Here is a 24999-nt window from a genome sequence, read left to right on the forward strand (position 1 = left end):
ATTTACTGAACCGGCATAAGCTGCTGCGCCAAATAGACTGCCTCAAGCGCCCGCTCATGTGCGATTTCCTCCGCATTTACAGTCCCTGAGTGACCGCCTTCCACATCTTCATAATAGAAAAATGGCTTCTTGAGCGCTTCCAGTCGCGCAGCAAATCGTCGCGCATGCACTGGACCGACGCGATCATCAGAAGTCGAAGTGAAAATGAAAGGAGTGGGATACTGCACGTCAGCTTTCAGGTGCTGAAGAGGTGAGATCGACTCAAGAAAACGAGCCTCGTCAGGATTTTTCATCGATCCATATTCATCTGCCCACGAAGCCCCTGCGGCGAGGCTTTCATAATTGACCATGTCGAGAAGCGGCATCCCCATGATCACTGCTTTCCAGAGTTCAGGATGCTGTGTGAAGGCAACGCCCATGAGCAGTCCGCCATTGGACCGACCGCGAATACCCAGCCTGTCACGCGATGTGATCTTTCTTTTCACCAGATCACGCCCGACGGCGGTAAAATCGTCAAAGACTCTTTGGCGATGGATCGTTTTTCCTGCTTCATGCCACGCAGGTCCAAACTCTCCGCCACCACGAATATTGGCGACAGCGTAAACGCCGCCATGAGCCAGCCAGGCGCGACCGATAACCGGATCATAACGAGGCGTCACAGAAGCAAGAAAACCACCATACGCCGTCAGAAGGGTGGGATGCGTGCCATCCCGTGTCATGTTTCTTGGTCGGATAAGAAAATAGGGAATTTCAGTTCCATCGGATGAACGAGCCTGAAGCTGCTCAACGGCAAGATCATCCGCATTAAACAGCGGCTTTGTCTGACGGATTTTTTCTACTCCCGCCTGACTGGTGCCGACCAGCCAGAGTTGCGGGGATGACAGAAAACTTTCCACTTTCAGAAAAGCTGCGTCGCTGGATTGATCCGTATCGACAATATGAACGGATGACATGTCCGGAAGAGGTAAAACCACCTGATGCCAGCGCTCATTGACGTCAGGTGAAGCATGCAGAACCATGACCCGACCCTGCACATGCTCCAGATAGGTCACGATAATTGTATTTCTGGTCACAGCTGCATTTTCAAGAACTTTTCCGGATTCAGGAGTAAACAGAATCTCCGGTTTGGCCTGAGGATCGTGTGGATCCAATGCAACAAGACTACCTGCCGGAATCTTGTTCTCCCCAGTTGGCGTCCAGTCTTCTTCAAGGCTGAAGACAAGTGTGCCGTGAATCATGCCCTTCAGATCAACCCGATCAGGCAATGTCAGCCAGCGCAACGTTCCTTTCTGCCTGCCCTGAAAAGCTGTTTCCATCCCTTCAAGAACAGCAAAACGGCTGGAAAAGAATTCCGGAGAACGCCTGACAAGAAAGATCCTGTTTCCATCGCCATCTGTCACAACAAGTGGATCGACAGCGACATCATCCTTCTCGCCCCTGTAGATCTCGAGCGCCTGATCAAAAGGTTCATTTCTGACAACACGCCTGATCACGAACGGATAACCGGATGAGGTCAGCATGGCTCCGGTTCCATCCCAGTCACGCGCCACCAGAAGTGTATCACGATCCACCCAGGCAGCGCTCTGCTTGGCGCGGGGCAATGTAAAACCGTTCAGAACGAACAGACCTGCCTGCGTGTCATATTCCCTCAATGTCCGGGCATCTTCTCCGCCAGACGAAAGTGCGACCAGACAGTAGCGCTCTTTCGGTTTAAGACAGTCAGCGCCTTCAAACACCCAGTTTTCATGCTCTCTGGAGGCAAGAGCGTCGATATCCAGTTTCGTTTGCCAGCCCGTCAGGATCTGTCGGTAGGACGCCAGCGTCGTGCGTCGCCAGATGCCGCGCGGATGATGCCCGTCCTGCCAGAAATTCCAGATATTTCCGCCCAGAAACGCGGGCTCATCAAGACGGTCCTTGCTCTGTTCAGCGGAAAGGATCTGATCATAAAAATCCCGATACCGTGGTTCCACTTCCAGCACGGAAACAGTCTTGCGGTTCTGACGCTCGACCCAGTCCTGAGCCTGAGCACCGTGAATCTCGTCGAGATAGGTGGGAACACCAGAGGGGAGCGCTTCAGGCTGCTGGGCCAGAGCAGGAACTGTCAGCAGAACCGACAGCGCCGCAGTCAGAACAACTCTCCAGTCCGACCACCGGAAACAGGATTTTTCACGGGAAAAAAGTCTGGCTGCCATCAGAAACCTGAATGCTCTGTTCGATAATATGCCAACCGTATCACAGGGAGCCGTCTGACATGTTAAAGACAGCCGCTCTGTAATTTATGGGTGACCATTCAGGATGCGACAGAAGCGCAACGACATACAGGGCGAGATCGAATGATCTCACCACAATAATTTTCTAATTTTATGGATATCGAACCAGAAAATCTGGTGGAGCCAATCGGGATCGAACCGACGACCTCCTGAATGCCATTCAGGCGCTCTCCCAACTGAGCTATGGCCCCATCAGGACGTCCTGTCTGTGACAGACCGTCCGGGTGACGCGCATATATCCTGTTGGTGTGGCCGTGACAAGCCCTTTAATTCCGGTCCCTCACCTAGCTGGCGAGGACACCGAACGATCTGAGCGCTGCGAACAGGGGAAGAAGCGGAAGGCCAAGAATGGCGGAATATTCCCCTTCAATGCGACTGAAAAGCTGGATGCCCGGCCCTTCAAGCCTGTAAGCGCCAACGCTGGCGAAACACGCCTCGCCCTCCGCTTCCAGATAGACCTCAAGGAACGTATCCGAAAAATTGCGCATCACGAGTTTCGGCTCTTCAATATGTGACCAGACCGTTTCACCGCCTCTGCACAGCACGACCGCACTATGAAGAAAGTGCGTCCTGCCCCTCAGACGACATAACTGCTCTCTGGCGGACTGGCGCGAGACCGGCTTGTCGAACCACTCCCCTTCACAGCTCAGCATCTGATCCGCTCCAATGACAAAGGCGTCTCGCTGTCCGGTCTCACGGCTGACTGCCTCCGCCTTTGCCTCCGCGAGACGCAGGGCAACGCTTGCAGCACTTTCCCCATCCTGACGACCAGCTTCCTTATAGAGAGACTCATCAATCGCCTGCGTGCGAACGGTGAAAGCAACACCACTGTCCCGCAAAAGGGTCTGTCGTGCAGAAGAGCCGCTGGCCAGAATCAGAGAGAAACAGGAAGGCGTCAGTACTTCAGATTCACCAGTACTCGAGTCGATCATTTTTCCTGTGCCTTCCATTCCGATGAGATGAGCAAGGATAACCCATCATTCAGTCCGTTAGTACTTCAGTGAGTACTGTACCGAGTACTTTGTGCGGTACTGGGGTACATGGGGATAGTACGGAGTATCATCACAGTCCGTACCGAGTACCGTGGACAAGTGAGTCTTCGCCCGACACTGTGAGTTGTACACAGGGGTTCTGGGGGTTTTTCTGGATAACTCCCGAAAACCCTTATTTTCTGAAGGGATACATTCTGTACACAGTCGGGGAAAACTGGGGTACATTTTCGGAAAGGTGGGTACCCCGACATACACACCCCCTAAAGAAACTTCATCATTTCTTTATTTTCTTTTATTCGTTAGAGATGAGGGACTGATGAAACGGACGGTAGACGGATAGTGAACGCCCCATACGGACCCGATGAGAACCGACGACTTCTCCGCACACTGAAGGGCGAGGCCATGTGGCCACCGCCAGTCTGGCTGATGCGTCAGGCCGGGCGTTTCCTGCCGGAGTTTCGGGCGCTTCGGGAAAAGGCCGATTTTCTGACACGGTGCATGACGCCGGAACTGGCGACGGAAATCACGTTGCAACCCATCCGCCGTTTCGCCATGGATGGAGCCATTCTGTTCTCGGATATTCTCGTGCTGCCGTGGGCCATGGGACAATCTCTGGAATTCATTGAAAAGCGCGGCCCTGTTCTCACCCCGATCCGCAGTCGGGCCGATCTGGACAGACTGGACCCGAAGCGTATCCCCGAGCGCACGGCTCCTGTCGCGGAAACACTGCGGCGGGTCAGGAAAGCTCTTGGCGGTCAGGTTGGCATTGCCGAACCTGACACCGTCACGCTGATCGGTTTTGCCGGCGCACCCTTCACGGTGAGTTGCTACATGGTCGATGGTGGCAGTTCCAAGGAGTTCGCCCAGACCCGTCTGATGGCGTATAGTGATCCCGCTCTTTACGACCGTTTGATCGATCTTCTGACCGAAACGACGGCTTCCATGCTGGCGGATCAGATTGAGGCTGGTGCGCAGGCGGTCATGCTGTTTGATTCCTGGTCCGGGCTGCTCCCGCCGCGGGAATTCCGCAAGCATGTCATCAAGCCCACCCGCCAGATCGTGAAGTTTCTGAAAGAGCGTTATCCGGACGTGCCAGTGATCGGATTCCCACGGCTCGCCGGTGTCATGGCTCCGGAATATGCGCGGGAAACAGGCGTGGACGCGATGGCGCTCGATACCAGCGCTGATCTGACTACGGTCGCTTCGCAGGTCCGCTCTGATCTGGTTCTGCAGGGTAATCTTGATCCGGTTTCCGTACTGGCTGGTGGTGAGGCCATGTTGCAGGAAGCGCTCGCAATCAGGGAAGCCGGACGTGGTCGTCCGCATGTGTTCAATCTGGGGCATGGTGTTCTGCCCGAGACGCCGACCGAGCATGTCGGTGATCTGATCGCAGCACTGCGGACTGTCTGATCATGACATCCGCACTTGCTCCCGATGGGCGGTTACAGCTTGTCATTTTCGATTGCGATGGTGTGCTGATCGACAGCGAAGGCACAAGCTGTCGTCTGATCGCAGAAGACGCCCGTCAGGCCGGGTGGGATATTATCGACGAAGAAGCCATGACGCAGTTTGGCGGCAAGGCTCTGACGCTCCTGAAGACGGAAATCGAGGAGAGGACCGACACCGCTCTTCCGCGGGACTGGCCTGTTCTCATGAGGGATCGTTTTGTTGAAGCCTTCAACGTGTCTGTCGATACGATCGAGGGCGCCCGGGATATGCTGGAAAAGGTTACAGCGCTTGGGCTGCCGGTTCGGGTCGGATCGAATTCATCCATGCTGGAGATGAATGCGAAATTCCGAACGAGTGGTCTGGCTGAATTGCTGGAAGGTCGTATCCATTCAGCAGCCGATATGAACGCGCCCAAGCCCAATCCTGCCGTCTATCTGAAAGCGGCGGAAGCCGAGGGTGTTCCGCCTGAAAACTGTGTTGTCATTGAAGACAGCGATACAGGGGCAAAGGCGGCTCTTGCGGCGGGAATGACCTGCGTTCTTCTGAGACGTGAACCTGCGCCAATTCCGTCATGGCCCGGTCTGGTCAGGATCAATGCGTTGTCCGAGTTGCCTGTCCTGTTAGGGGATGCGCTGACTCAGCAGAACAAGGCCAGCGCGTCGTGAGTGAAATGCTTCTGCCGTGGTATCTGTGGATCAAGGCGTTTCACGTCATGTCGGTCATGGCGTGGATGGCAGGGCTTTTTTATCTGCCCAGACTGTTTGTCTATCACTGCCAGGTTGCGGCCGGTTCGGAGGAAAGCGAACGTTTCAAGATTATGGAACGCCGCCTTCTGCGAGCAATTACGACCCCGGCGATGATCTCGTCCCTGCTTTTTGGAGGGCTTCTTGTCAGTATTCCGGGTGTAATAAGCTGGTCTCATGGTTGGTGGGATGTGAAAGTGGCTGCTCTTGTCGGCATGTTCATCTTTCACGGTTGCTGTGCCCGTTGGCGTAAAGAATTTGATTGCGACAAAAATACACATTCAGAACGATTTTACAGAATAGCGAATGAAGTGCCGACAGTTCTTATGATGGTTATTGTTATCATGGTGATTGTTAAACCATTTTAATAAAAGCGTCTTTTATCAAACCGATAGAATAGCCTTACATTTCGTAGCAAACTTGCGATTTTTTTGACACTTATGATTGGTCTTCTTGCTCTCAGAAAAACGGAGAGCAACAGGCCTCTGCCGTTTGAGAATGGATGGTGATTATGTCACGTAGTTCTTTTCTGATTGCTGCTATGGCTGTTGGCGCACTGGCTATGGGACAGGCTCATGCCCAGCCTCAGCCTCCCATGGGGCCGCATGGATGTGGCCACGGTGGACTTCCCTTTCTTGAGGGGGTGAACCTGACGACGAAACAGAAAGATTCGGTCAAGAAAATCTTCAAGGAAGGCCATGAAGACATGAAAGCCCTGCACAAGCAGGAGCATGATCTTCATGATCAGTTCGAAGCCATCATGCTGACACCGGGTAAGGTTGATCAGGCAAAGCTTGATGCGCTGGTAACGGAACAGAATGCTCTGGACGCCAAGGAAAATGCGGCAAGACAGGCGACAGCCGTCAAGGTGCATGACGTTCTGACGGCTGACCAGATCACGGCCGCCAAGGATCGTCATGACAAGATCCGCGCCCTGATGGATCAGATCCATGCCATCGAACATGATGACAGCAAGGGTGACGAGTAATCGTTACCTGAATTGTGAGTGGTTTAATCCGTTTCTATAAAACTGTCTGAACGGATTGATTGCTGATTAAAAAAGTGCCTTTCCTTGACAAGAAGGAAAGGCACTTTTTTGTTTTGATCTGAAATCAGGGTTTGGTCTGTTTGACATCAAGGCCAAGGTTTTCCGCAACTTCTGAACGATCCTTGGTGGCGGGAACCATGATTGCTTTTCTGTCGGGTTGATAGGCGCTGGCGTTCCATCCCCGCGCCTGCCCCACGGCGCTGACAATGTGATAAATGTTGATCCAGCGGGATTCTTTTGACGGGGGCTTCCAGAAGCGCATGATCAGCGCGCAGGTGGCAATGATAAAGGAAATGATTGCGGTTGTAGTGGCGAGGTAGGAAGGCGGTATGAATTGTAATACGTTATTGATAAGTGTTGTTATATCCATAAATTTTTTCTTTTTTAGAGTCCGCCATAAATCGTTTTTCCACCATTGTCAGTGATATAGGAAATGATGGTGGTGGCTCCTGCTTCGAGACTGACATCAGGCTTTGCGCCATCCTTGTAATGGGCGGCAGGTAAAGAGACAGCAATTCCACCTCCGGCAGGTTGATGAACAATCAGGGTAAGACGTTGCAGAACGCCCGCTGTTCCACCAATCAAAGACAGGGTGAGTGGCATATTTGGTGTGATATCGTAGGTAATGTCACCCTGTTCGGCGAACTTAATCTGCAGGAGACTCCCGGGGTTTGTAATGGTTTTTACGGGCGTGGGCGTAGTGTCTGTTGTGCCTGAAGAAGAGCCTGATCCTGACTGAACGATCAATCCTGTTGTCGGCGTTGTTGCGTTATTTTTGGCGAACTCGCGGGGATCCATGCCATTTTCAGGAAAGAGCGGAAACCTGTTTGCTGTATCATTACGGTAACTGTCGGACATGAAGGAAAGTGTCTTTTGTCTTTGAAGGATTTCAGAGAAAATCCCGTTCATTTTTAATCATGAAACGGGATTGTATATTCTAGTTTTTTACGGAAATTGATAGAAGATTTGCATTCAGCCAGAGAGATGTTCCATCTCCGGGATCGGAAGTGGGCAATCCCTGCATCAACTGGGACAGGACCTGATTGAGCTGGGATAATGTAAGTGTGGCGCTACCGGAACTTGATGTCGAAGTGCTGCCTGCCATGGCAGGAGCCATTACACCGGCAGAAACAGAGATGGGTTGACGGGCGATAAGACCGGTTCCGTTCTCCGTTGTTCCGATCTGTTCATTTGTTGAGAAAAATCCTTCCCGTTGAATCAGTAATGATAAATATTCAGCGGGTACAGAATAAGTTTGTCCTACACTGACAGTACGGGGGGAAACTGCCCAGGCGACAAGAGGTTCGGAAGTCGATGTATTGTCAGCGTAAAGAGCCAGAGCGGTTACACAGCCCCAGGATGTGGTCGCATAACCAAAGCTGCAGGACTGGGAAACAGACAGTGTACGTCGTCCGTCGCCAAGCGGCGTAAAGGCTATGGCCTGTCTGGCGTACCCTCCGCCCGTGGCCTCCATGGCGACAGCAGCCGGACCGGTTACCAGAAGACCCAGATATCCCTTGAAAAATGCCAATGATTTTCTCTTTATGTATTCGGGAGCAATATGCTCATGATTTTTTGTCAGATGATTATGAACGTCCCCACATAGGCATAGGAAGCGACCTGATCGCGCCAACGGTCGGTCAACGTCGTTACAGGTGTCGCTGTATTTTGGGAGCTGGAAAGAAGCATAATTTTGCTATTGGATGCGTCGCCACACATGTGCTTACAACAACATCATGACCAGAGACCCCAAGCTGATCCAGTCTGTTGAACGGGCCGCCGTCATACTGGAGATCATCGCGCAGCAGGGTGGTGCCGCTCCACTCAGACAGATCGCCGCTCTGGCGGGTATCCGCAAAACGACCGCGCATAACATTCTGCAAACGCTGAACAGCCTTGGTTATGTAAGGCGTCGTTCCGGGGACATGCGGTATTATCTGGGTAGCCGTATCCTGAATCTGGCGCGTATCGCGGGAAATGACAGCGCTACACGCGCGAAATTAAGACCCGTTCTGGAAACCATCGCACACAAAACCGATCATACCGTCTGGCTCGCTGTACCAAGCGGTGACGAGGCAGCTTATCTCGACATCGTGGATTTCAGAAATCCGGACAAGGCCTCTGTGCATGCACCCTTTCGGGAAAAGCTGAAAGGCTCCGCAGTAGGGCTGGTCTTTCTGGCGTTTATTCCCGGCATGGCCAGACGTCTGGCCCACTCTCTCACCGATGCTGCCACCTCCTCTGCTATCGAGGAAATCGAAGCTGTGCGTGCCAGAGGCTATGCGCTGGATATGGAAAACTATCATCCCGGTATCCACGGTGTCGCCATTCCCTGGCGGGAGAATGGCGAGGTGCTGGCTAGCCTGTGTGTCACCGGCCCCGCTGCCGAGCTACCACAGCAGAAGCTGGTGCAGACGGCGTGGATGATGATGAAGCTTCAGACCGATTCCGTTCAACCATGTTGAATAAATCTGAATTTCACGGTCTACCATATTCCATTGTGGGCCAACCGCCTTAGCCTGCGGATTTTTCCGTACGATTGAGGATGTCCGATGAAACTCTCTGTTGCCTCCGCCATGATCGAGGCTGCCCTTGCCGAGGCTGAAAAGCTGAAAGTGGCGGTCTGCATCACTGTTGTGGATGCCGCCGCATGGCCCGTGGCTTTCGTTCGCATGGATGGCGCGCCACTCGGGGTAATTGATGTCAGCAGCAAAAAGGCGAAGACGGCCGTTTTGTTCCACATGGACAGCGAAGCGTTCGCCAAGGTCGCTCACCCTAATGGTGAAGCCTATTCACTCGAAAACACGAATGGCGGTCTCACCAGTTTCGGTGGTGGTTTGCTTCTGAAAACTGCGGATGGTGCAATCGCGGGAGCCATTGGTGTCTCGGGGGCCAGCACCGAGGATGATATTGCTATTGGCCGTATCGCCGCCCGTGTGCTTACACCTGCCTGATCACAAGCGTCCTGTTTCCCTGACAGGCTTATACCCGGATCTTTCATGACGACAGATATTGCTCCAGCGGCTGCACCGGCCGAGTTCGCCCCCGTGCCGGTCCAGCCACCACATGGTCGCGCCGCTGCTTTCCTTGTTCTGACTTTCGGCACATTTGTGGTCGGTACAGGTGAGTTCGCCATCATGGGGATGTTGCCCGAGTTTGCGGCCTCGCTGAAACTTTCGACCGCCGACGCGGGTTACGCCATTACGGCGTATGCCCTCGGCGTGGTGATCGGCGCGCCGCTGATCACTATCATGGGGGCACGATTGTCACGGCGTGAACTGCTGCTGCTGCTGCTCTATGTGCTGTTCTGTGGTGGCAACCTGCTCAGCATTGTCATGCCGACCGCAGGGCTGATCGAGATCGGGCGATTCATTACCGGCCTCCCACACGGCGCGCTGTTCGGCATCTCCGCACTTGTTGCGGCGTCGATGGTCGATCATTCCCGGCGGGGCTGGGCGGTCGGCAGGGTCCTGTCCGGCATCGCCATCGCCACACTGGTCGGTGCGCCTTTCTCGACCTTTGCCGCCGATCATTTCGGCTGGCGTGTGTCCTACCTGATCATCGGCCTGTGTGGTCTGATCACCTTCGCAGGCGTCTGGCGCTACATCCCTGCGGACAAACCCAACCGCAAGAACTCCCCGCTGAAGGAAGTGACGGCCCTGTTCAATACACAGGTTCTGCTGACGCTGCTCACTGCCGCTGTAGGTTTTGGTGGCATGTTCACCATCTATACTTATCTCACCAGCGTTCTTCAGAATGTGACCCATGTGCCTGAATGGGAAATCATGACGTTCATGATCGTCTGGGGTGCGGGTATGCTTGCAGGTGCAAATGTCGGAGCTTGGCTGGTTGACCGCAACCTCTCGCTGGCCGCTATTCTGGCGCTCTCGGGAAGTGCGGTCGGGATGCTGGTGTTTCCGTTCGTGCTGCACAACCCGGCATTGCTTATGATCGATGTATTCCTGATCCCGACTTTTGTGAATGCTCTCGGTCCGGCTCTTCAGACCCGGCTCATGGACTTTGCCGGAGACGCCCAGACTCTCGCTGCGTCACTCAACCATTCGGCGTTCAATGTCGCCAACGCTATGGGGGCCTCGCTGGGGAGTGCGCTGCTTGCGGCCCAGTACAGCTACGGCTCTCTCGGTATCGGAGCGGCCCTGCTGTCTGTCGGAGGTCTGGTGGTTTATCTTCTGGCGCTTGCTCTTCTGAAGCGGTCTCTGATTCCTGCCTGATTGCTATTGATGATTGACCTGTTTGACCCGGGAGCCATCGGCTTCCGGGTTTTTTCATGAGCAGGTCTCAATCATCGCCTGTAGTGGTGAAAAAACTGCTCCTGTCAGGGTAGGGATTTCGGTCTCTCGCTTTGCTCGTCAGTTTGCGTCTGTAGAGCATCGTCTATGAACCTTTGTGGCCCCTTATTCCCCGATACGACAAAAGTCTGCCTTTCGCCGCCAGCCTTTTCAGAACTGGAACAGAGAATAACGGCTTGAGGTACGCTTTCTGAGGTGTGCCGTCAGTTAATCCGGGTGACAGCTAAGACGAGTTGAATGTTGCGTGTTGCTATGCGGATGAACAATTCAGTCTGGCACAAAAGCATCTGATTTTAATGCAGCGAAAAGCTGGTTTTCTCCTGGAGGGATGACTGCTGTCATCTGCCTGTTCCTGAAGCATTATGGACGGCGCAGTGTCATATCCTTGCCAGCGATTAAAGGCTTCTGGATCGACTTTATCCGGCCAAGTAACTGCGATCATGACTCGTTGTTTCGAAATTGTAATTTAATGCGAAATATAAATTACAATTTCGAAAAATTCCTTCAACCTCAATGTGCTTGCGCTTTAAAATTACGACGTATTACCAAATTCTTAACGTGACCTTTTAAAAACCATAATATAAAACGAAAATTATCAACTGGAGCATGTCACCCCGACGTGACAGCAACGAAATCCATGCCGGGAAACCTCTGGTCAGCCCGTCTGGTGGACGATCATAAAACTATAAGGGAATGGAATGGCCACAGTAATCTGGACTGGCGCAGCAAGCAACGACTGGACCGTTTCGGACAACTGGCAGGGTAGCAGCTGGAATGGGAATAATGTCCCCCAGAGTTATGACTCTGTGGTGTTCAATGAAGGGGCGAATGTCGTTCTGTCGCAGGATGCGTCTGTAGGCGGTATTACTGTGAATGGAGCAGCAACTCTTTCATCGGATGGACAATCGCTCGACAATGGCAATTACAGCCTTTCCCTTTCACAAGGCGCTGTGCTGACCCTGAGCGATATCACGCTGACGACGAAGGAAATAGCTGGTGATCCTGCCAATGCCACCATCGTTCTGAAAGAAGCCGACCTGACTCTTCAGTATGGAAATACACTGAAGGGAACAGTCATCTTCAATGATGTAAGTAATGCTGACGGCAGTATCAGTGGTTCAACCCTCAATGTTGTTTATTATGATAGTAGCAATACCTCCAGTGCTACCATGAAGAATTTCAGCAATTACGATAAAATAATCATCTCAGGAAACGAACCGGACAATGTCCATCTCGTTCTAAACAGTGATGGTGTTACCTACAGTTTGCAGGGCACGCTCTGGGGAGCCACGCAGACGCTTTTCAACAATATCAGTCTGGCGGCAGGCGTAACGCCGAGTGATTTCACCTATACACAAAACAACGATGGCACCTACACATTTGCCTGCTTCCTTGCTGATTCCATGATCCTTACACCGCAGGGAGACGTGCCTGTTCAGGATATCCTGATTGGTGATGAGGTTATGGCAATGGTCAACGGCCTTCCTGAAATCAGGAAGGTTGTCTGGGCTGGTGTCACGCATGTTTCCGTACGCGCCGATCTCCCGGATGATCAGGCCGGCTATCCAGTGCGTATTCTGAAAGGGGCGTTCAGACAGAATGTACCCTGGAAAGACATGCTGATTACGTCAGAACATTGTCTTTATCTTGAAGGCCGATTCATTCCGGCCCGTCTGCTCGTCAATGGTCGTTCGATCTTCTACGACAGGACAATCACGTCCTATGATTACTATCACGTGGAGACAGAGCAGCACTCGATCCTGTCGGCTGACGGTGTGCTGACGGAAAGTTATCTTGATACCGGTAACCGTTCTTCTTTTAGACAGTCCGGCACAGTGGCAGCTCTACCGATATCGCGTGCCCTGTCATGGGAAAATGACGCCGCTGCTCCGCTGGAAGTCAATCCGTCCTTTACCTCGCCCCTGTTCCATCAGATTGAAACGCGCGCCGTGCATAATGGATTGGACAATCGCACGCCTCGTTCCGAGACAACAACCGATCCACAACTGCGTTTGATGACCGATGACGGCACCCTCATTCCTCTTGAGCGACAGACCGGCCAGTTTGCGTTCTTTGTCATTCCTGCGGGTGTAAGATCGGTCCGTCTTCTTTCCCGCTCAAGCCGTCCGCATGATGCCGTTGGGGCTTATGTCGATGACCGACGCTCGCTCGGCGTGCAGGTTGGACGCATTGTGGTGTCTCAGGGCAAGAGCAACCATGTTCTTACACGCCATCACCAGAGCGATCCTCTGGATGGCTGGTTTCCATCTGAATCTTCTGGTGCACGTTGGACTACCGGAAATGCCGCATTGTCGCTTGAAGACATTGACCCGACAAAAGAAGGACTTCTGGCGGTCGAAATTCTCTCGGCAGGACCGTATATTATTGAAAGCACGTCTGTTCTCTCGGAGAAGCAGACAGCCTGATCTGGCGGAAAGATCAGAATTCTTCGTGTTCTGAAAGAAGAAAATAAAAGGCTGTTTGTTAGAGGAAAAACACGTTGCCAGACCAAATGGCTTCGCAGAAGTGACAAAAGTTTTTGGTTCTTTTTTCAAAAAGAATAGAAAACCATTCCTCATTCACGTCCGATGCAACGAGAAAAGCAGAAAATGCCCTGATCTGAAAAAGATCAGGGCGTTTTTGCCTCTACCGTCCGCTCAATAAACCACGGCGTCATCCGGCGAATGGCCTCTCTGATCCGGTCCGTCGACACGGCGAAACTGAAGCGGATGAAGTGCTTCCCGTCCATTGGATCGAAGTCGATACCGGGAGCCGTCGCCACGCCGGTCTCCTCCAGCAGTCGGGTGCAGAAGGCGAGACTGTCATCCGTCAGATGACCGATATCGGCGTAGATGTAGAAAGCGCCATCGGGTGGGGCGATATGCCGCAATCCCCAGACGGGCAGAGCTTCAAGCAACAGATCCCGATTGTGCCGATAGGTTTCCAGATGACCGTCAAGTTCATCGCGGCAATCGAACGCCACCAGAGCCGCATGCTGACTCAGTGAGGATGGCGTGAGAAACATGTTGCCCATCCGCGCCTTTACAGCGTCGATCCGGTCTTCAGGCGCGACAAGCCAGCCGAGCCGCCACGGCGCCATGCTGAAATATTTGGAGAAGCTGTTCACCACCAGTGCAGTGTCGTCATATTCGAGAACGCTGTGCGCTGGTTCTCCAAAACTCAGGCCATGATAGATTTCATCGGAGATGATGCGGATACCCCGCGCACGGCAGACCTCCACGATCGCGGACAGTTCCTCTGGCGACAGGATGGTGCCGGTCGGGTTGGCGGGACTGGCGATGATCAGCCCATCCGGTGCCGGAGACAGGGCGGCGATAGCCTCTGCCGTCAACTGGAAGCGCACCGACTCACCACAGGAAAGCTCGACGGCTTCCATGTGAAGCGCGCGGAGTGTGTTGCGGTAGGCCACATAACCCGGTCTTGCCAGCGCCACCCGCATGCCCGGCACGAAGCAGCTTGTCAGGGCTAGCACGAGCGCAACCGAAGCTCCCGCAGTCAGCGTGATCTGCTCGGGCTTTACCGTCACGCCGTAGCTGTCGGCATAATGCCGGGCAATCCGTTCCTTGAGCGGCTCGCTCTCCCAGTAGCCCATCGGATCGGTGTCCAGCACATGATGCGCCCGGGCTACCGCCGCTTTCGGCGCACTGGTCGAGGGCTGTCCGAACTCCATGTGAATGATGCTTCGACCGTCCGCCGCAAGACGATGCGCCAGCGTGCTGAGCGTCACGGTGTGAAACGGATCAATCTCGGGAACAGTCATCAACACGGTCCGGAAGGTTGCGGGAGGGCATCCATCCTGCCCGAAACTCTTTGTTCCGACCATGCCTTGCAGGAAGTGATGGATATTTCCTGATGCAATCCTGTATAGCATAATGCATATTATGAGTGCGCCCCCGCTCTCACCAAGCAGATCAGAGACCGAACGTGCCGAACGCAGACAGTCGCCGCCGCAGCCTCCCGGACGTTTTTGCTACTGTCCGCGTTCCCGGTCCCGGGGCTTCCGCGCTGAAACGGTTCCTTGCTTTTGTCGGGCCGGGCTACCTCATTTCGGTCGGCTACATGGATCCCGGCAACTGGGCGACGGATCTGCAGGGCGGAGCGCAGTTTGGCTACGCCCTGCTCAGCGTCATCCTGCTCTCCAACCTTATGGCGATCCTGCTTCAGGCCCTGTCGGCCCGGCTTGGTATCGCGACGGGGCTGGATCTGGCGCAGGCCTGCCGGGAACGCTTTCCTCGCGGGATCAATCTGCTGCTGTGGATTGCCTGTGAACTGGCCATCATCGCCTGCGATCTGGCGGAAGTGATAGGCACGGCCATCGCCCTACAACTTCTGTTCGGGTTCTCTCTGCTGACTGGCTCTCTGCTCTCGGCGCTGGATGCATTCATCGTGCTGCTGCTGATGGGGCGAGGCTTTCGCTATCTCGAAGCCTTCATCATCGGGCTACTGTGTATCATCGCCGGATGCTTCGCCGCGCAACTGGTTATGGCCCACCCTCCGATGGGCGGCGTCCTGCACGGTTTCATTCCCACGACCAGTATTCTGACCAACCATGCGATGCTGTACATCGCCATCGGTATCGTCGGTGCGACGGTCATGCCGCACAATCTCTACCTGCATTCGTCCATCGTGCAGACCCGCGCCTATGAGCGCACACCGGACGGCAAGCGCGAGGCTATCCGCTTCGCGACACTCGACAGCACCATCGCCCTGTCGCTGGCGCTGTTCATCAACGCCGCCATTCTGATCGTGGCAGCCGCCGCTTTCCATACAACGGGTCATAGTGACGTGGCCGAGATCAGCGTGGCCTATCATCTGCTTTCGCCCGTGCTTGGCGCGGCGCTGGCTTCGACATTGTTTGCCGTAGCGCTGCTCGCGGCGGGAATGAACTCGACCATCACCGGCACGCTGGCCGGGCAGATCGTGATGGAAGGGTTTCTGCATCTGCGCCTGCCCGACTGGGCGCGGCGACTGGTGACACGGGCTCTCGCCATTGTACCGGTCGTGATCGCCTCCGTGTGGTTCGGCGACAAAAGCGTGGATAGCCTGTTGCTTCTGAGTCAGGTGATCCTGTCGATGCAGCTTCCCTTCGCCGTAGTTCCGCTGATCTGGTTCGTGACGCAACGCGACATGATGGGACCGTTCACCATCTCCCGGCCTGTCGCAGGACTGGCATGGCTGGTGTCGGGGATCATTCTCGCGCTGAACTTCAAGCTGCTTTACGACACGCTGATGGGGTGAGGGAGTGGCACGATTGGAAAGTGTTTTTCCTTCCCATTGATTTCCCGCAGACCAGTAGATCTGTGCAGATACTTGTTTTTGCTCTTCAAGAGCTACCGGAGCGGAAGTTTGAACGACCTCTGCACACCATGAGATACAGTTTCCCGGTCATTCCGATACATCAGGTTTGACTTACACACACAAGCGCAGTCATCATATACAATGAAACCGGACGCCCGCTCCCCACAGGCAGCGGGCCGTTTCTGTTTCAGCCCTTTCAATCCCTGACTGGACACATGGCCCTCATGATTTCCGCCCTGATGCCGACCTACAACCGCGCTGACCTCGCCTTTGAGCGGGGCGAGGGCGCTTGGCTGTACACGACGGACGGGCGACGATTTCTTGATTTCGCGGCTGGTATCGCCACCTGTTCTGTCGGGCACGCCAACCCGCAACTGGTAAAAGCCATCACCGAGCAGGCCGCAAAGGTCATGCACGTGTCCAACCTGTTCAGGGTGCCGCAGGCTGAACGCCTTGCCGCCCGTCTGGTTGAAAACACGTTCGCCGACAGCGTGTTCTTCTGCAATTCCGGCGCGGAAGCCAATGAAGGCATGGTAAAGGCCATTCGCCGTGCACAGGCGAAGAGCGGCCACCCGGAGCGCACCCGCATCTTGTGTTTTGAGGGTGCGTTTCATGGTCGCACGCTGGGCATGCTGTCCGCCACGGGCAACCCGACCTATCTCGACGGGTTCGGCGAGCGCGCTCCGGGCTTCGACCATGTGCCGCTCAACAACATGAACGCGGTCCGTGACGCCGTGACGCCGGAAACCGCCGGTGTGATGCTGGAACCCATTCAGGGGGAAAGCGGCATCAAGGCGGCGGACAAGCGCTTCCTTCAGGAACTCCGCGCCATGTGCGACGAGTTCGGCCTGTTCCTTGGTTTTGATGAAGTGCAGACCGGTGTGGGCCGTACCGGCAAGCTGTTTGCCCATGAATGGTCGGGCGTCACCCCGGACGTCATGTCCGCAGCCAAGGGGCTGGGCGGCGGCTTCCCCATCGGCGCGATCCTGGCCCGTGAAGAGGTGGCGAAGCATCTGACGCCGGGCTCGCACGGCACCACGTTCGGCGGTAATCCGCTGGCCTGTGCAGCAGCCAATGCGGTTCTGGATATTCTTCTGGCTCCCGGTTTTCTGGAGCAGGTGCGTGAGCGCGCCGCGTTTCTGGACAGGAAGCTGGACGCGCTGATCAAAGATTTTCCCGACATTTTCTCGGAACGTCGGGGAATGGGTCTGATGATAGGCCTTCGCTGCATCCCGAAAGTGTCCGATGTGCTTGCCGCCGCTCAGGCTGCCGGGCTTCTCGCCGTCTCCGCTGGAGACAATGTTCTGCGGCTCGTGCCGCCTCTCATCATCTCGGAACAGGATTGTCTTGAGGCCGTAAAGTGTCTCCGTCAGGCAGCCGAAACCGTCCGGGCCGCTATTCTGGAGACGACTTCGTGACCACCTCTGCCAAGGCCGCTTCCCCGACTCATCAGCCTGCCGGGAAGGCGATCCGCCACTTTCTTGATCTGCGTGATCTGGACAAGACCACTCTCAGACAGATCATCGATGTCGCAGCTGGCATGAAGCGGATGCAGCATGGCAGAAGTCGTCCCATGCACCCCGCGAAGCCGCTGGAAGGTCGTGCACTGGGCATCCTGCTGTCCAAGCCCTCCACCCGCACGCGCGTTTCCTTTGAAGTCGGTGTCCGCCAGCTGGGCGGCGACGCCGTTGTTCTCTCGGCTGGCGACACGCAGCTTGGTCGTGGAGAGTCCGTACAGGATACAGCGCGGGTCCTGTCGCGCTTTCTGGACGCCATCGTACTACGCACGGGTCGCACCGCCGCTCTACATGAACTTGCCCGCTGGAGCTCCGTGCCGGTCATCAACGGCCTGACACCGGACTCTCACCCGGTCCAGATCCTCGCGGACATCATGACGTTCGAGGAGCACAAGGGGCCGATCGCAGGTCGCACGCTGGCGTGGGTGGGGGATGGCAACAATGTCGCTGCTTCCCTGATCGAAGCTGCGGCCCTGTTTGATTTCACCCTGCGTGTCGCCACGCCCAGACAGTTGACGCCAAAGCCGGAGGTTGTCGCTTGGGCGCGCCAGCAGGGCGCGAAACTGGTTCTGACCAACGATCCGCAGGAAGCCGTGGCAGGTGCGGACTGCATCCTGACCGACACATGGGTCAGCATGTCTGATGAAGCTGCGGCCGAGCGCATCACGCTGCTGGAGCCTTACCGCGTCGATCGCGCCCTGATGAAACATGCGGCGAAGGACGCCCTGTTCATGCACTGCCTCCCGGCTCATATTGGTGAGGAAGTGACCGAGGACGTGTTCGAAAGTCCGGCTTCGGTGGTCTTCGATGAAGCCGAAAACAGACTGCACGCCCAGAAAGGGCTGCTCGTCTGGGCGCTCGGAGGCGAGGACTGGACGCGGTTTGGGGAGGAAGCGAAATGAGCGACGACAACGCCGAAAACATCGTGGGAACGGGTCCTGAAGACGGGCCGATGCAGGTAACGTCCACGGAAGATGGTCCGGCAGCTCCGGGCTGGCTGGAGCCGGAAGTGGACAAGGCGTTCGCAACGCTCGGTCTGCCTGCGGACAAGCTTCGTTCCTTTCGGGATTCCTATATCGACTGCCTTGCCTCGGCGCCCCGCAGTCAGGACCTCGATGTCGCTCATGATGCCTGTCGGCAAGGACTTCTCTCCGCTCTGAAGGCTGCTTTCCCGCTGGACGATGAAAAACAGCAGGCGTTCCGGCAGACTCTTGAAGCTCTGGAATCCCGGCTTACGGCTGACCTGTAAATCCGGTCATGGCGTGCCCATATAGGTTCTTCTTCTGTGGCCGACGGGCTCGAGAAGAAGAACCGAAATAAGGAGAGGCATTTTGGATACCCCTGCGTTTCTTGATCGCGATCGACCGGATGTGCCGGATATCGTTGTCCCCGGGGGGGTGACGCCTTTCCATCTGGCCGGTCGGCCAGTGCGCGGACGTCTGGTCCGCCCCGGAAAACTGGCGGACGCCATCCTCACCCGCCATAAACATGCGCCTGCCATCTCCGCTCTCGGCGGCAAAGCGCTGGCGCTTGTCGCAGGACTGGCCAGTGCCCTGAAATTTCAGGGCTCTTTCTCGTTGCAGATCAAGGGTGACGGACCTGTCAGTCTCCTGCTGGCGGACTGCACGGATACCGGTGGCCTACGGTTTTATGCCCGGCAGGATCAGGAGCAGCTGGATGCGCTGCTTGCCTCAGGCAAACAGATCACTGACCGGGACCTGACAGGAAACGGCTACCTCGCCCTGACGGTCGATCAGGGGCCGGAGATGGACCGGCATCAGGGGATTGTTGAAATCACTGGTGACAGCCTTGCCGACATGGCGATGCATTATTTCCAGACCAGTGAACAGCATGCCTGCTGGACCATGCTCGCGGCTAAGCAGACCGAGGCAGGCTGGCGTTCCGGTGCTCTTATCCTTGAGCGCATTGCTGGTGGTGGTGGTTCGGATGCCGACACCGATCACTTCGATGTTCTCGACGAGCAGGGCGAGGATGCATGGAACACAGCCCTTGCGCTCGCCGGGACGCTGACGGACGCCGAGTTGCTGGATGACGCGCTTCCGGCTGAACAATTGCTGTACCGCCTGTTCCATGAAGAGGATCTGGTCGTTGGGCAGTCCCGGGCGCTGGCCTACGGATGCCGCTGTTCGAAAGCAAAACTGTCCGACGTTCTCTCGCGTTTTTCCGATGACGATCTTGATCACATGGTCGAGGACGGCGTTATCAAGATGACGTGCGAGTTCTGTAATCATGACTTCTGTTTTGACCGCAAGGAAGTCGGCACAGCGGCCCCTGCGAATTGACGTCTTTGACTGATGGGCAGGAAACAGAAATGTCGCTAAAGTATTCAGCCAGACATTAAGGCAGCAGAGACGATATGCCCGAAGCATCGCAGGACAAGGTCGCTCCGGCAGACGACGGAAGCATAGTGATTACTTTTCAGGGACAGGCACATACGCTGACTGTCAATCATCGTCCTCTGCTGAATTTCTATCCCGGCTGGAATCCGTTCGCCCTCCATGTCAGCCTGTTGCCGCTGCCGGTTCTGCGGCTGCGTCACGAGCAGGGGACGGAGGCGCTCTGGTTTCTTGATCCGTCCTTCAATTACCGCGCCAGTCGTTTCGCAGCGCTCACACCTGAAGAACAGAACGCCATCGTCGATGCCCTTGCGCCCTATTTCAAGGCGCTTGTTAACTCGGCGCTGGAAGCCCTCAGACCCGCTACCCTGCAACTGACGGAAAAGGTGCGCAATCTGGGACGCGTTCTGTGCGAGGAGCTTCTGGCTGCCTGGCTGGAGCGTTTTCCGCCACCAGGCCGCTTCACGCCCCAGATGCTGCCGCAGGACGGACTTTCCTTCCGGGCTGAAAGTCCGCCGCTGAAAGCGACGGCCTTCCTGCAACTGCTGTCTGTTGCACGCGGTCTGACCGCCAAGACATCGCCGGTCATTCTCTCTCCCTATGGTGGGGCCATCCTGCGCGGTTTTCCGCTCCTGCGTCTGCCGGACATGGAACTGACCCGTTTCGCTGATCCGTCGGCCAATATCGTGCTGTATATCGGCACGCTGAAGCCGTCTCCGGACACCGAGATTGCCGTGATCTACTGTCCCCAACAGGATCTGATCCTGATGGAGAGGGATACGGACCTTGCCCGTCTTATTCCCCAGCGGCTGCTGTCGCTCTTTATCGGCAACCCGGACTCGATCGAACTGGCTCCACGGGAACTGACGGTGGACTTTGGAAAAGCCGGCCTGTCCGGAGCCTTTGCACTCGGGGCTGCATCGTCTCTGCCGACCTCCGTTCCTTCCCTGCCCGGCGCGTGGCCCAACCGACAGAACAGGACATAATCGGCCAAGCCTCCAGACGCTTTCCGTTTACCCCGATCTGGCAGATAGTGCTCTTCGGAAAATGCCTATCCGGTCATGGTATCGTCTGGCCGGGAGTTCAAAATGGAGAATGGCGGGATGCTCAATATCCGCAAACGGCTCACTGGTAAGACTTGTTTCAGCCGTCAGGTCATGCGCCGGACGACGATGCTCAGCGCGCTGGCCGCGATAACCCTGATCGCAGGCTGTTCGTCATCGGATAACGCGATGACGGCCTTTCCTCCTTATCAGTATGGCTATCTCAACCAGATCCATCTGAACGTCGCCACCATGCAGGTGGCCGATCATGCTGCGCCGGGCTCAGTGCCGGGCGATGAGTCGGCGAAGGCACCCATTCCGCCAGATCAGGCCCTGACCCAGATGGCCCAGCAGCGGCTTGTGGCTGCCGGACAGTCTGGCTCTGCCGTCTTCACGATTGATGGTGCCTCGATCGTTCACGAGCCGGGTGGGACCCTGAACGGGAAGATGGATACCCATCTCGACATACAATCTTCCACCGGTCAGCAGATGGGAGAGGTGGAGGCCCATGTCACCCGCAGCATGAAGCCTGACCTGAGCAAGGGAGATGCGGATAGCCGCGCCAATCTCTACGAGATCACGCGTCAGATGATGCAGGACATGAATGTCGAGCTGGAGTTCCAGATCAAGAACAAGCTGAAGGACTGGCTGGTTGATGCGGGCGGCATGCCCACGGCAGCGGCAATCCAGACGGAATCTCTGGGCGGCTCTGCTGCAGCCTCGGCATCTTCTGCCGATACTGGCAGTGGTGCGGTGACAACGGCCGCCGCTCCAGCATCTTCCACCCCGGCTACTCCGACCGCTCCGGCGGCAGCTGTGGAAAAAACTCCAGCCTCCGCGTCTGCTCAGGCTCCTTCTGCAGAGACTTCAGAGCCGAACGCCATCTTTCCCGGTGGTGTAGCAGATGACGCGACGGACGCAGCCAGCACGGCAGTGAAGGCGCGTTCTCCTGCGGCTGGTTATCTGAAAGCGCCCTCAAAACCCTGATTGCTGTTGCCGAGAGAGCTATCCTGAGAGATAGCTCTCGCAACATTCAGTGGTCTCGTTTGAGAGATTGTTAAATATAGTGATTTTTCATAGTGGAGTTGGCATTTTCTGAAGCTTTTTGAAAAAAAGCTTCACCAAAAACTTCTTTATGATTTACAAAAGGCTTAACCCAAGGGTTCTTGAATAATTCAGGAGTTTTCAGGGAATGGTTTTTCTGAAAACGGCTTCTTTTGTGAAATGCGGCTACGCCAAGTCTTCAGTCGCCACCCGCCGTAACATTCTCATAACTCGACCAGTGCAGCGCCAGTTCGCGCACAACCGTGCTACCGACCAGCCATGCCGCATCCAGAGACGGTATGAACCCTGAAAAACCGGTTTCATCAGCTTCTTCTTTCAGAAGAGCTGCCGCGCTTTCACCCGGCGGCGGCATGTCATAATTGCTCGCCGCACGCAGGATCAGCACGCGATTGATATCCACCCGTCCGGCTTTTGCCTGCGCGGAGAGCGCCTGCATCAGGCCGATATCCTCCTCCGCCGTTGTTGCAAACTGCCCCTGATTGTCGGTCCAGTATTTGACCCAGCGTTCCGCCCAGCCATTCATCTTCGCGCCGACCCAGAAGGTTTCGGAAGAAAGCGTGTCACCCACCATGACCTGCGGCGGTTTCTGCGCAGCGGGATAGCCCTTGTAACGGGCTCGGCTGGCCTGAAGCGAGGGCGCATCCGGCAGGGCGACCGAGTGCGTCAGGGTATAGGCCCAGTTCACCAGACGGGGGTTGAGCGTATAGCCCATGTCGCCCCACTGGGAATGCAATGCGGGAACCGGATGCAGTGTAGGGCTGGCACCCTGCACGGGCGCGAAACCATCAGGCCAGTCAGCAGGAATTTCGCGGGCGTCGATCATGTGGGCCAGACCACCATTGATGACGCGTGGCGCCCAGACTGCCGAGCCGACTGACCCGAAATTCGGATTGATCCCGCCGATCCCGGCAAGCAGGAAATAGGCTTTTCGCAGATCGAAGCGTGGATCGAGCACCAGCCCCGTCATGGCCGAGGCCATGTGCGATGGTCCCTCTCCCGTCACAATACCCAGAACGTGAAGTTCCGGATTATAGCGCAGGATTTCATGATAGCTGCCTCGCGCCGGCAGTTCTTCACTGAGCGGAAGTTTCTCCACCCAGTTCTGGAACTCTCCGGGCATGTCTCCCGTGTCATTGCCGAGTTCGAATGTCGTCACAATCACGACCCGCACAGGAATTTTCGCAAGACTGGCGGCGTGGGCCTGAGACAGAACACTCCACATGGCAAGCGGGAGACAGGCAAGGGAGGCAAGGAGACGCATCAGGAAGTCCTTCAGGAAAAAGCCTGTTCAGTTCTGGAACGGTTGTCCGGTGACAACCTGATGTTCAAACTGGTTGAACTGATTTTCGAGATCCCATTCCAGCCGGGCTTTCTGACTGTGTGCGAGCAGTTCCCGACACAGGCCCTCCGGCTCTGCTTCTCTGGCGTCGATATCCGCACAGGCGGGCGCACGATGAAAAGGCTTTGTGGTGTCCCACAGGCTTTCTCCCGAGACAAACCCGTGCTCCAGCCCCATGCGGGACAGGTCCTTCAGATCGGTATAGGACAGGCCATAGGATTTCGCGGCCCGGAGATATTCGTCGGTCAGGGTAATGCGTGAAACGCCTTCGTCATCCGTGGACAGCGCGACCGGCACACCGTGCGAGCGATAGGTCACGAACGGATGGGCGTTATCCTTTATGTTCAGGATCTGCTCATTGCTGCTCAGATTGATCTCGACGAGGATATTCCGCTGCGCCATTTCCGCGAGCAGACCATACGGATCATGTTCCTGCATGATGTCCACGCCATGCCCGATGCGCGACGCTCCGGCAATTTCAACAGCCTGCCGGATATGATTATCGAGCCCGCTCGGAGCGACCAGACCCGGAGACAGCTCACCGGCGTGCAGGGAGAGTTTTACTTTCGGCCAGCGTTCCGAAAGCGTGTGGAACATCTGCATATGCAGCGTGTAATCCTGCATGGCGATCGGATTGTCTTCCGGTCCGACGATATTGATGCCGACAAAGCGGCTGTCAGCAGTGGCCAGCGTGTAGCCGAAAGCGATCTGGGCCAGCACCATGCCCGGGGGCATGGTCCGGATTGTCTGATAGAGATAACGGACCGCGACGTGGCAACCGGGCAACGCTTCCTTCGTTCCGCACTTCATGGTCGCACGGGCCTTGCGTTCCATGGAGTCCGTTTCTTCCCGCGCCAGTTTCACCAGATGGTTGAGATGGGGTACGACGCGGATTTCCGCCTGTGCGATGTCGCTCTCACGGTTGATCCTGTAAGAAGAGCCCAGCCGGGCCACGGCGTTGAGCTGTGGTGAGATCATCAACTCAACATAGGTGACATGATCCCGCGCCGCCTGCGAGAGTGCGTCCACCAGCATGTCGGCGTCATGCGCGGCTGTGGCGGGCAGAAACTTGTCGAATGTCGCAAAGAAATGGTCGTGGCCTGAGCGATCCTGCGGCGACGGGACAAAATTCCGCATCGAGAGAGCGTCGATTGTCTGCGTATAGAGAGCCTGATCCTGCATGATCTGGGCTGCCGGGATCGCGTCCTTTGAGGTGTGAAATCCGAAGGCGCAGCGCGTCGGACCGATCGCCCCTGTGTCCGGGTTCACGCAAAGCTGATCCTGTTTCGCCCATTCCAGCAGATGCTCCGCATAAATTGCGCCGACCAGATGGTTGTGCAGATCTGCGCCCTTCGGGAAGGCCCGCATGAAGAGGGAAAGCTCCTGCGGACTGGAGCGGATGGCTTCAAAATGGCTTGAGACAGCCGCCTGATCGGAACTGTCAGGAGAGGCGGCAAACGCCATAGTGGCAAACGGGAGGCTCAGCAGAGCCGGCAGAAAGCGTCGGATCATGGCCTGCATGGTGTGCTTTTCACGTTAGGATGACA

23 protein-coding genes and 1 tRNA gene are annotated in these 24999 nt (G+C 55.9%); 15 read left to right on the forward strand and 9 right to left on the reverse strand.

Annotated features, from left to right (window positions below):
• Positions 1 to 2 precede the first annotated feature (2 nt).
• The 3 genes from B3759_RS09570 to B3759_RS09580 form a co-directional block, all read right to left on the reverse strand.
• Positions 3 to 2192: a prolyl oligopeptidase family serine peptidase gene (locus B3759_RS09570; protein ID WP_291365703.1), complete on the reverse strand. Its 2190-nt coding sequence runs from the start codon at positions 2190 to 2192 to the stop codon at positions 3 to 5.
• A 193-nt stretch (positions 2193 to 2385) separates the two neighbouring features.
• Positions 2386 to 2461, reverse strand: a tRNA-Ala gene (locus tag B3759_RS09575).
• A 93-nt stretch (positions 2462 to 2554) separates the two neighbouring features.
• Positions 2555 to 3202, reverse strand: a complete 648-nt coding sequence (locus B3759_RS09580; RefSeq protein WP_291365704.1) for a Maf family protein — start codon at positions 3200 to 3202, stop codon at positions 2555 to 2557.
• Between the two features lie 462 nt (positions 3203 to 3664).
• Between B3759_RS09580 and hemE the strand changes: the two genes are divergently transcribed.
• The 4 genes from hemE (at position 3665) to B3759_RS09600 (ending at position 6442) form a co-directional block, all read left to right on the forward strand.
• Positions 3665 to 4672 (forward strand): uroporphyrinogen decarboxylase, encoded by a 1008-nt coding sequence (gene hemE / locus B3759_RS09585; protein WP_291365900.1) that lies wholly within the window; start codon positions 3665 to 3667, stop codon positions 4670 to 4672.
• 2 nt (positions 4673 to 4674) lie between these two features.
• Positions 4675 to 5376, forward strand: a complete 702-nt coding sequence (locus tag B3759_RS09590; protein ID WP_291365705.1) for an HAD family hydrolase — start codon at positions 4675 to 4677, stop codon at positions 5374 to 5376.
• A 5-nt stretch (positions 5377 to 5381) separates the two neighbouring features.
• Positions 5382 to 5822, forward strand: a complete 441-nt coding sequence (gene hemJ / locus B3759_RS09595; protein ID WP_291365901.1) for a protoporphyrinogen oxidase HemJ — start codon at positions 5382 to 5384, stop codon at positions 5820 to 5822.
• A gap of 143 nt (positions 5823 to 5965) precedes the next feature.
• A complete protein-coding gene (locus B3759_RS09600) occupies positions 5966 to 6442 on the forward strand; it encodes a Spy/CpxP family protein refolding chaperone (RefSeq protein ID WP_291365706.1) in 477 nt (158 codons plus the stop codon).
• A 124-nt stretch (positions 6443 to 6566) separates the two neighbouring features.
• On the opposite strand, the gene B3759_RS09605 is transcribed toward B3759_RS09600, so the two are convergent.
• Genes B3759_RS09605 through B3759_RS09615 form a run of 3 tightly spaced genes read right to left on the reverse strand, consistent with a single transcriptional unit; the run spans position 6567 to position 8033 of the window.
• Positions 6567 to 6872, reverse strand: a complete 306-nt coding sequence (locus B3759_RS09605) for a hypothetical protein (RefSeq protein ID WP_291365707.1) — start codon at positions 6870 to 6872, stop codon at positions 6567 to 6569.
• Positions 6873 to 6886: 14 nt separating this feature from the next.
• Entirely contained in the window at positions 6887 to 7411 is a 525-nt protein-coding gene (locus tag B3759_RS09610; RefSeq protein ID WP_291365708.1) for a hypothetical protein, read from the reverse strand.
• A gap of 28 nt (positions 7412 to 7439) precedes the next feature.
• A complete protein-coding gene (locus B3759_RS09615) occupies positions 7440 to 8033 on the reverse strand; it encodes a phage tail fiber protein (protein WP_291365709.1) in 594 nt (197 codons plus the stop codon).
• Between the two features lie 172 nt (positions 8034 to 8205).
• Between B3759_RS09615 and B3759_RS09620 the strand changes: the two genes are divergently transcribed.
• The 4 genes from B3759_RS09620 (at position 8206) to B3759_RS09635 (ending at position 13238) form a co-directional block, all read left to right on the forward strand.
• Complete coding sequence (locus B3759_RS09620) at positions 8206 to 8967, forward strand: IclR family transcriptional regulator (protein WP_291365710.1); 762 nt, start codon at positions 8206 to 8208, stop codon at positions 8965 to 8967.
• Positions 8968 to 9054: 87 nt separating this feature from the next.
• Positions 9055 to 9456, forward strand: coding sequence for a GlcG/HbpS family heme-binding protein (locus tag B3759_RS09625; RefSeq protein ID WP_291365711.1), 402 nt, complete (start codon positions 9055 to 9057; stop codon positions 9454 to 9456).
• A 45-nt stretch (positions 9457 to 9501) separates the two neighbouring features.
• Positions 9502 to 10734, forward strand: a complete 1233-nt coding sequence (locus B3759_RS09630) for an MFS transporter (protein WP_291365712.1) — start codon at positions 9502 to 9504, stop codon at positions 10732 to 10734.
• 776 nt (positions 10735 to 11510) lie between these two features.
• Positions 11511 to 13238, forward strand: coding sequence for a Hint domain-containing protein (locus B3759_RS09635; protein ID WP_291365713.1), 1728 nt, complete (start codon positions 11511 to 11513; stop codon positions 13236 to 13238).
• A 203-nt stretch (positions 13239 to 13441) separates the two neighbouring features.
• Here B3759_RS09635 and B3759_RS09640 read toward each other — a convergent pair whose 3' ends face one another.
• Positions 13442 to 14593: a pyridoxal phosphate-dependent aminotransferase gene (locus B3759_RS09640; protein ID WP_291365714.1), complete on the reverse strand. Its 1152-nt coding sequence runs from the start codon at positions 14591 to 14593 to the stop codon at positions 13442 to 13444.
• Positions 14594 to 14757: 164 nt separating this feature from the next.
• On the opposite strand from B3759_RS09640, the gene B3759_RS09645 reads away from it, so the two are divergent.
• From B3759_RS09645 to B3759_RS09675, 7 genes are all read left to right on the forward strand, one after another.
• Positions 14758 to 16071 (forward strand): Nramp family divalent metal transporter, encoded by a 1314-nt coding sequence (locus B3759_RS09645; protein WP_291365715.1) that lies wholly within the window; start codon positions 14758 to 14760, stop codon positions 16069 to 16071.
• Between the two features lie 284 nt (positions 16072 to 16355).
• The gene (locus B3759_RS09650; protein WP_291365902.1) at positions 16356 to 17549 is read left to right on the forward strand and encodes an aspartate aminotransferase family protein; all 1194 of its coding nucleotides are present in this window, start codon (positions 16356 to 16358) and stop codon (positions 17547 to 17549) included.
• Positions 17546 to 18550: an ornithine carbamoyltransferase gene (gene argF, locus B3759_RS09655; protein ID WP_291365716.1), complete on the forward strand. Its 1005-nt coding sequence runs from the start codon at positions 17546 to 17548 to the stop codon at positions 18548 to 18550. The genes B3759_RS09650 and argF overlap by 4 nt, the downstream gene beginning before the upstream one ends.
• Positions 18547 to 18897: a hypothetical protein gene (locus B3759_RS09660; protein WP_291365717.1), complete on the forward strand. Its 351-nt coding sequence runs from the start codon at positions 18547 to 18549 to the stop codon at positions 18895 to 18897. Before argF ends, B3759_RS09660 begins: the two co-directional genes overlap by 4 nt.
• Before the next feature lie 82 nt (positions 18898 to 18979).
• Positions 18980 to 19951, forward strand: a complete 972-nt coding sequence (locus B3759_RS09665; RefSeq protein WP_291365718.1) for an Hsp33 family molecular chaperone HslO — start codon at positions 18980 to 18982, stop codon at positions 19949 to 19951.
• Positions 19952 to 20025: 74 nt separating this feature from the next.
• The gene (locus B3759_RS09670; RefSeq protein ID WP_291365719.1) at positions 20026 to 20991 is read left to right on the forward strand and encodes a hypothetical protein; all 966 of its coding nucleotides are present in this window, start codon (positions 20026 to 20028) and stop codon (positions 20989 to 20991) included.
• A gap of 102 nt (positions 20992 to 21093) precedes the next feature.
• Positions 21094 to 22035 carry a hypothetical protein gene (locus tag B3759_RS09675; RefSeq protein WP_291365720.1) on the forward strand — a complete coding sequence of 314 codons (942 nt, stop codon included), beginning with the start codon at positions 21094 to 21096 and terminating at the stop codon, positions 22033 to 22035.
• Positions 22036 to 22291: 256 nt separating this feature from the next.
• Here the strand turns inward: B3759_RS09675 and B3759_RS09680 are convergent, their stop codons facing one another.
• Both B3759_RS09680 and B3759_RS09685 read right to left on the reverse strand, forming a co-directional pair.
• A complete protein-coding gene (locus B3759_RS09680; protein ID WP_291365903.1) occupies positions 22292 to 23335 on the reverse strand; it encodes a purine nucleoside permease in 1044 nt (347 codons plus the stop codon).
• 66 nt (positions 23336 to 23401) lie between these two features.
• Complete coding sequence (locus B3759_RS09685) at positions 23402 to 24973, reverse strand: adenosine deaminase family protein (RefSeq protein WP_291365721.1); 1572 nt, start codon at positions 24971 to 24973, stop codon at positions 23402 to 23404.
• Positions 24974 to 24999: the final 26 nt, after the last annotated feature.

This window comes from Acetobacter sp. UBA5411 (assembly GCF_002409645.1).
Lineage (GTDB): Bacteria > Pseudomonadota > Alphaproteobacteria > Acetobacterales > Acetobacteraceae > Acetobacter.

Coding starts and splice junctions, on each gene's coding strand:
- B3759_RS09680 (WP_291365903.1), bottom strand. CDS start 23,335: ATGTGGAGTGTTCTGTCTCAGGCCCACGCCGCCAGTCTTGCGAAAATT.
- B3759_RS09685 (WP_291365721.1), bottom strand. CDS start 24,973: ATGCAGGCCATGATCCGACGCTTTCTGCCGGCTCTGCTGAGCCTCCCG.
- B3759_RS09635 (WP_291365713.1), top strand. CDS start 11,511: ATGGCCACAGTAATCTGGACTGGCGCAGCAAGCAACGACTGGACCGTT.
- hemJ (WP_291365901.1), top strand. CDS start 5,382: ATGCTTCTGCCGTGGTATCTGTGGATCAAGGCGTTTCACGTCATGTCG.
- B3759_RS09650 (WP_291365902.1), top strand. CDS start 16,356: ATGATTTCCGCCCTGATGCCGACCTACAACCGCGCTGACCTCGCCTTT.
- B3759_RS09605 (WP_291365707.1), bottom strand. CDS start 6,872: ATGGATATAACAACACTTATCAATAACGTATTACAATTCATACCGCCT.
- B3759_RS09640 (WP_291365714.1), bottom strand. CDS start 14,593: ATGACTGTTCCCGAGATTGATCCGTTTCACACCGTGACGCTCAGCACG.
- B3759_RS09620 (WP_291365710.1), top strand. CDS start 8,206: ATGCGTCGCCACACATGTGCTTACAACAACATCATGACCAGAGACCCC.
- B3759_RS09590 (WP_291365705.1), top strand. CDS start 4,675: ATGACATCCGCACTTGCTCCCGATGGGCGGTTACAGCTTGTCATTTTC.
- B3759_RS09630 (WP_291365712.1), top strand. CDS start 9,502: ATGACGACAGATATTGCTCCAGCGGCTGCACCGGCCGAGTTCGCCCCC.
- B3759_RS09610 (WP_291365708.1), bottom strand. CDS start 7,411: ATGAACGGGATTTTCTCTGAAATCCTTCAAAGACAAAAGACACTTTCC.
- B3759_RS09570 (WP_291365703.1), bottom strand. CDS start 2,192: ATGGCAGCCAGACTTTTTTCCCGTGAAAAATCCTGTTTCCGGTGGTCG.
- B3759_RS09675 (WP_291365720.1), top strand. CDS start 21,094: ATGGAGAATGGCGGGATGCTCAATATCCGCAAACGGCTCACTGGTAAG.
- hemE (WP_291365900.1), top strand. CDS start 3,665: ATGTGGCCACCGCCAGTCTGGCTGATGCGTCAGGCCGGGCGTTTCCTG.
- B3759_RS09660 (WP_291365717.1), top strand. CDS start 18,547: ATGAGCGACGACAACGCCGAAAACATCGTGGGAACGGGTCCTGAAGAC.
- B3759_RS09625 (WP_291365711.1), top strand. CDS start 9,055: ATGAAACTCTCTGTTGCCTCCGCCATGATCGAGGCTGCCCTTGCCGAG.
- B3759_RS09600 (WP_291365706.1), top strand. CDS start 5,966: ATGTCACGTAGTTCTTTTCTGATTGCTGCTATGGCTGTTGGCGCACTG.
- B3759_RS09580 (WP_291365704.1), bottom strand. CDS start 3,202: ATGATCGACTCGAGTACTGGTGAATCTGAAGTACTGACGCCTTCCTGT.
- B3759_RS09670 (WP_291365719.1), top strand. CDS start 20,026: ATGCCCGAAGCATCGCAGGACAAGGTCGCTCCGGCAGACGACGGAAGC.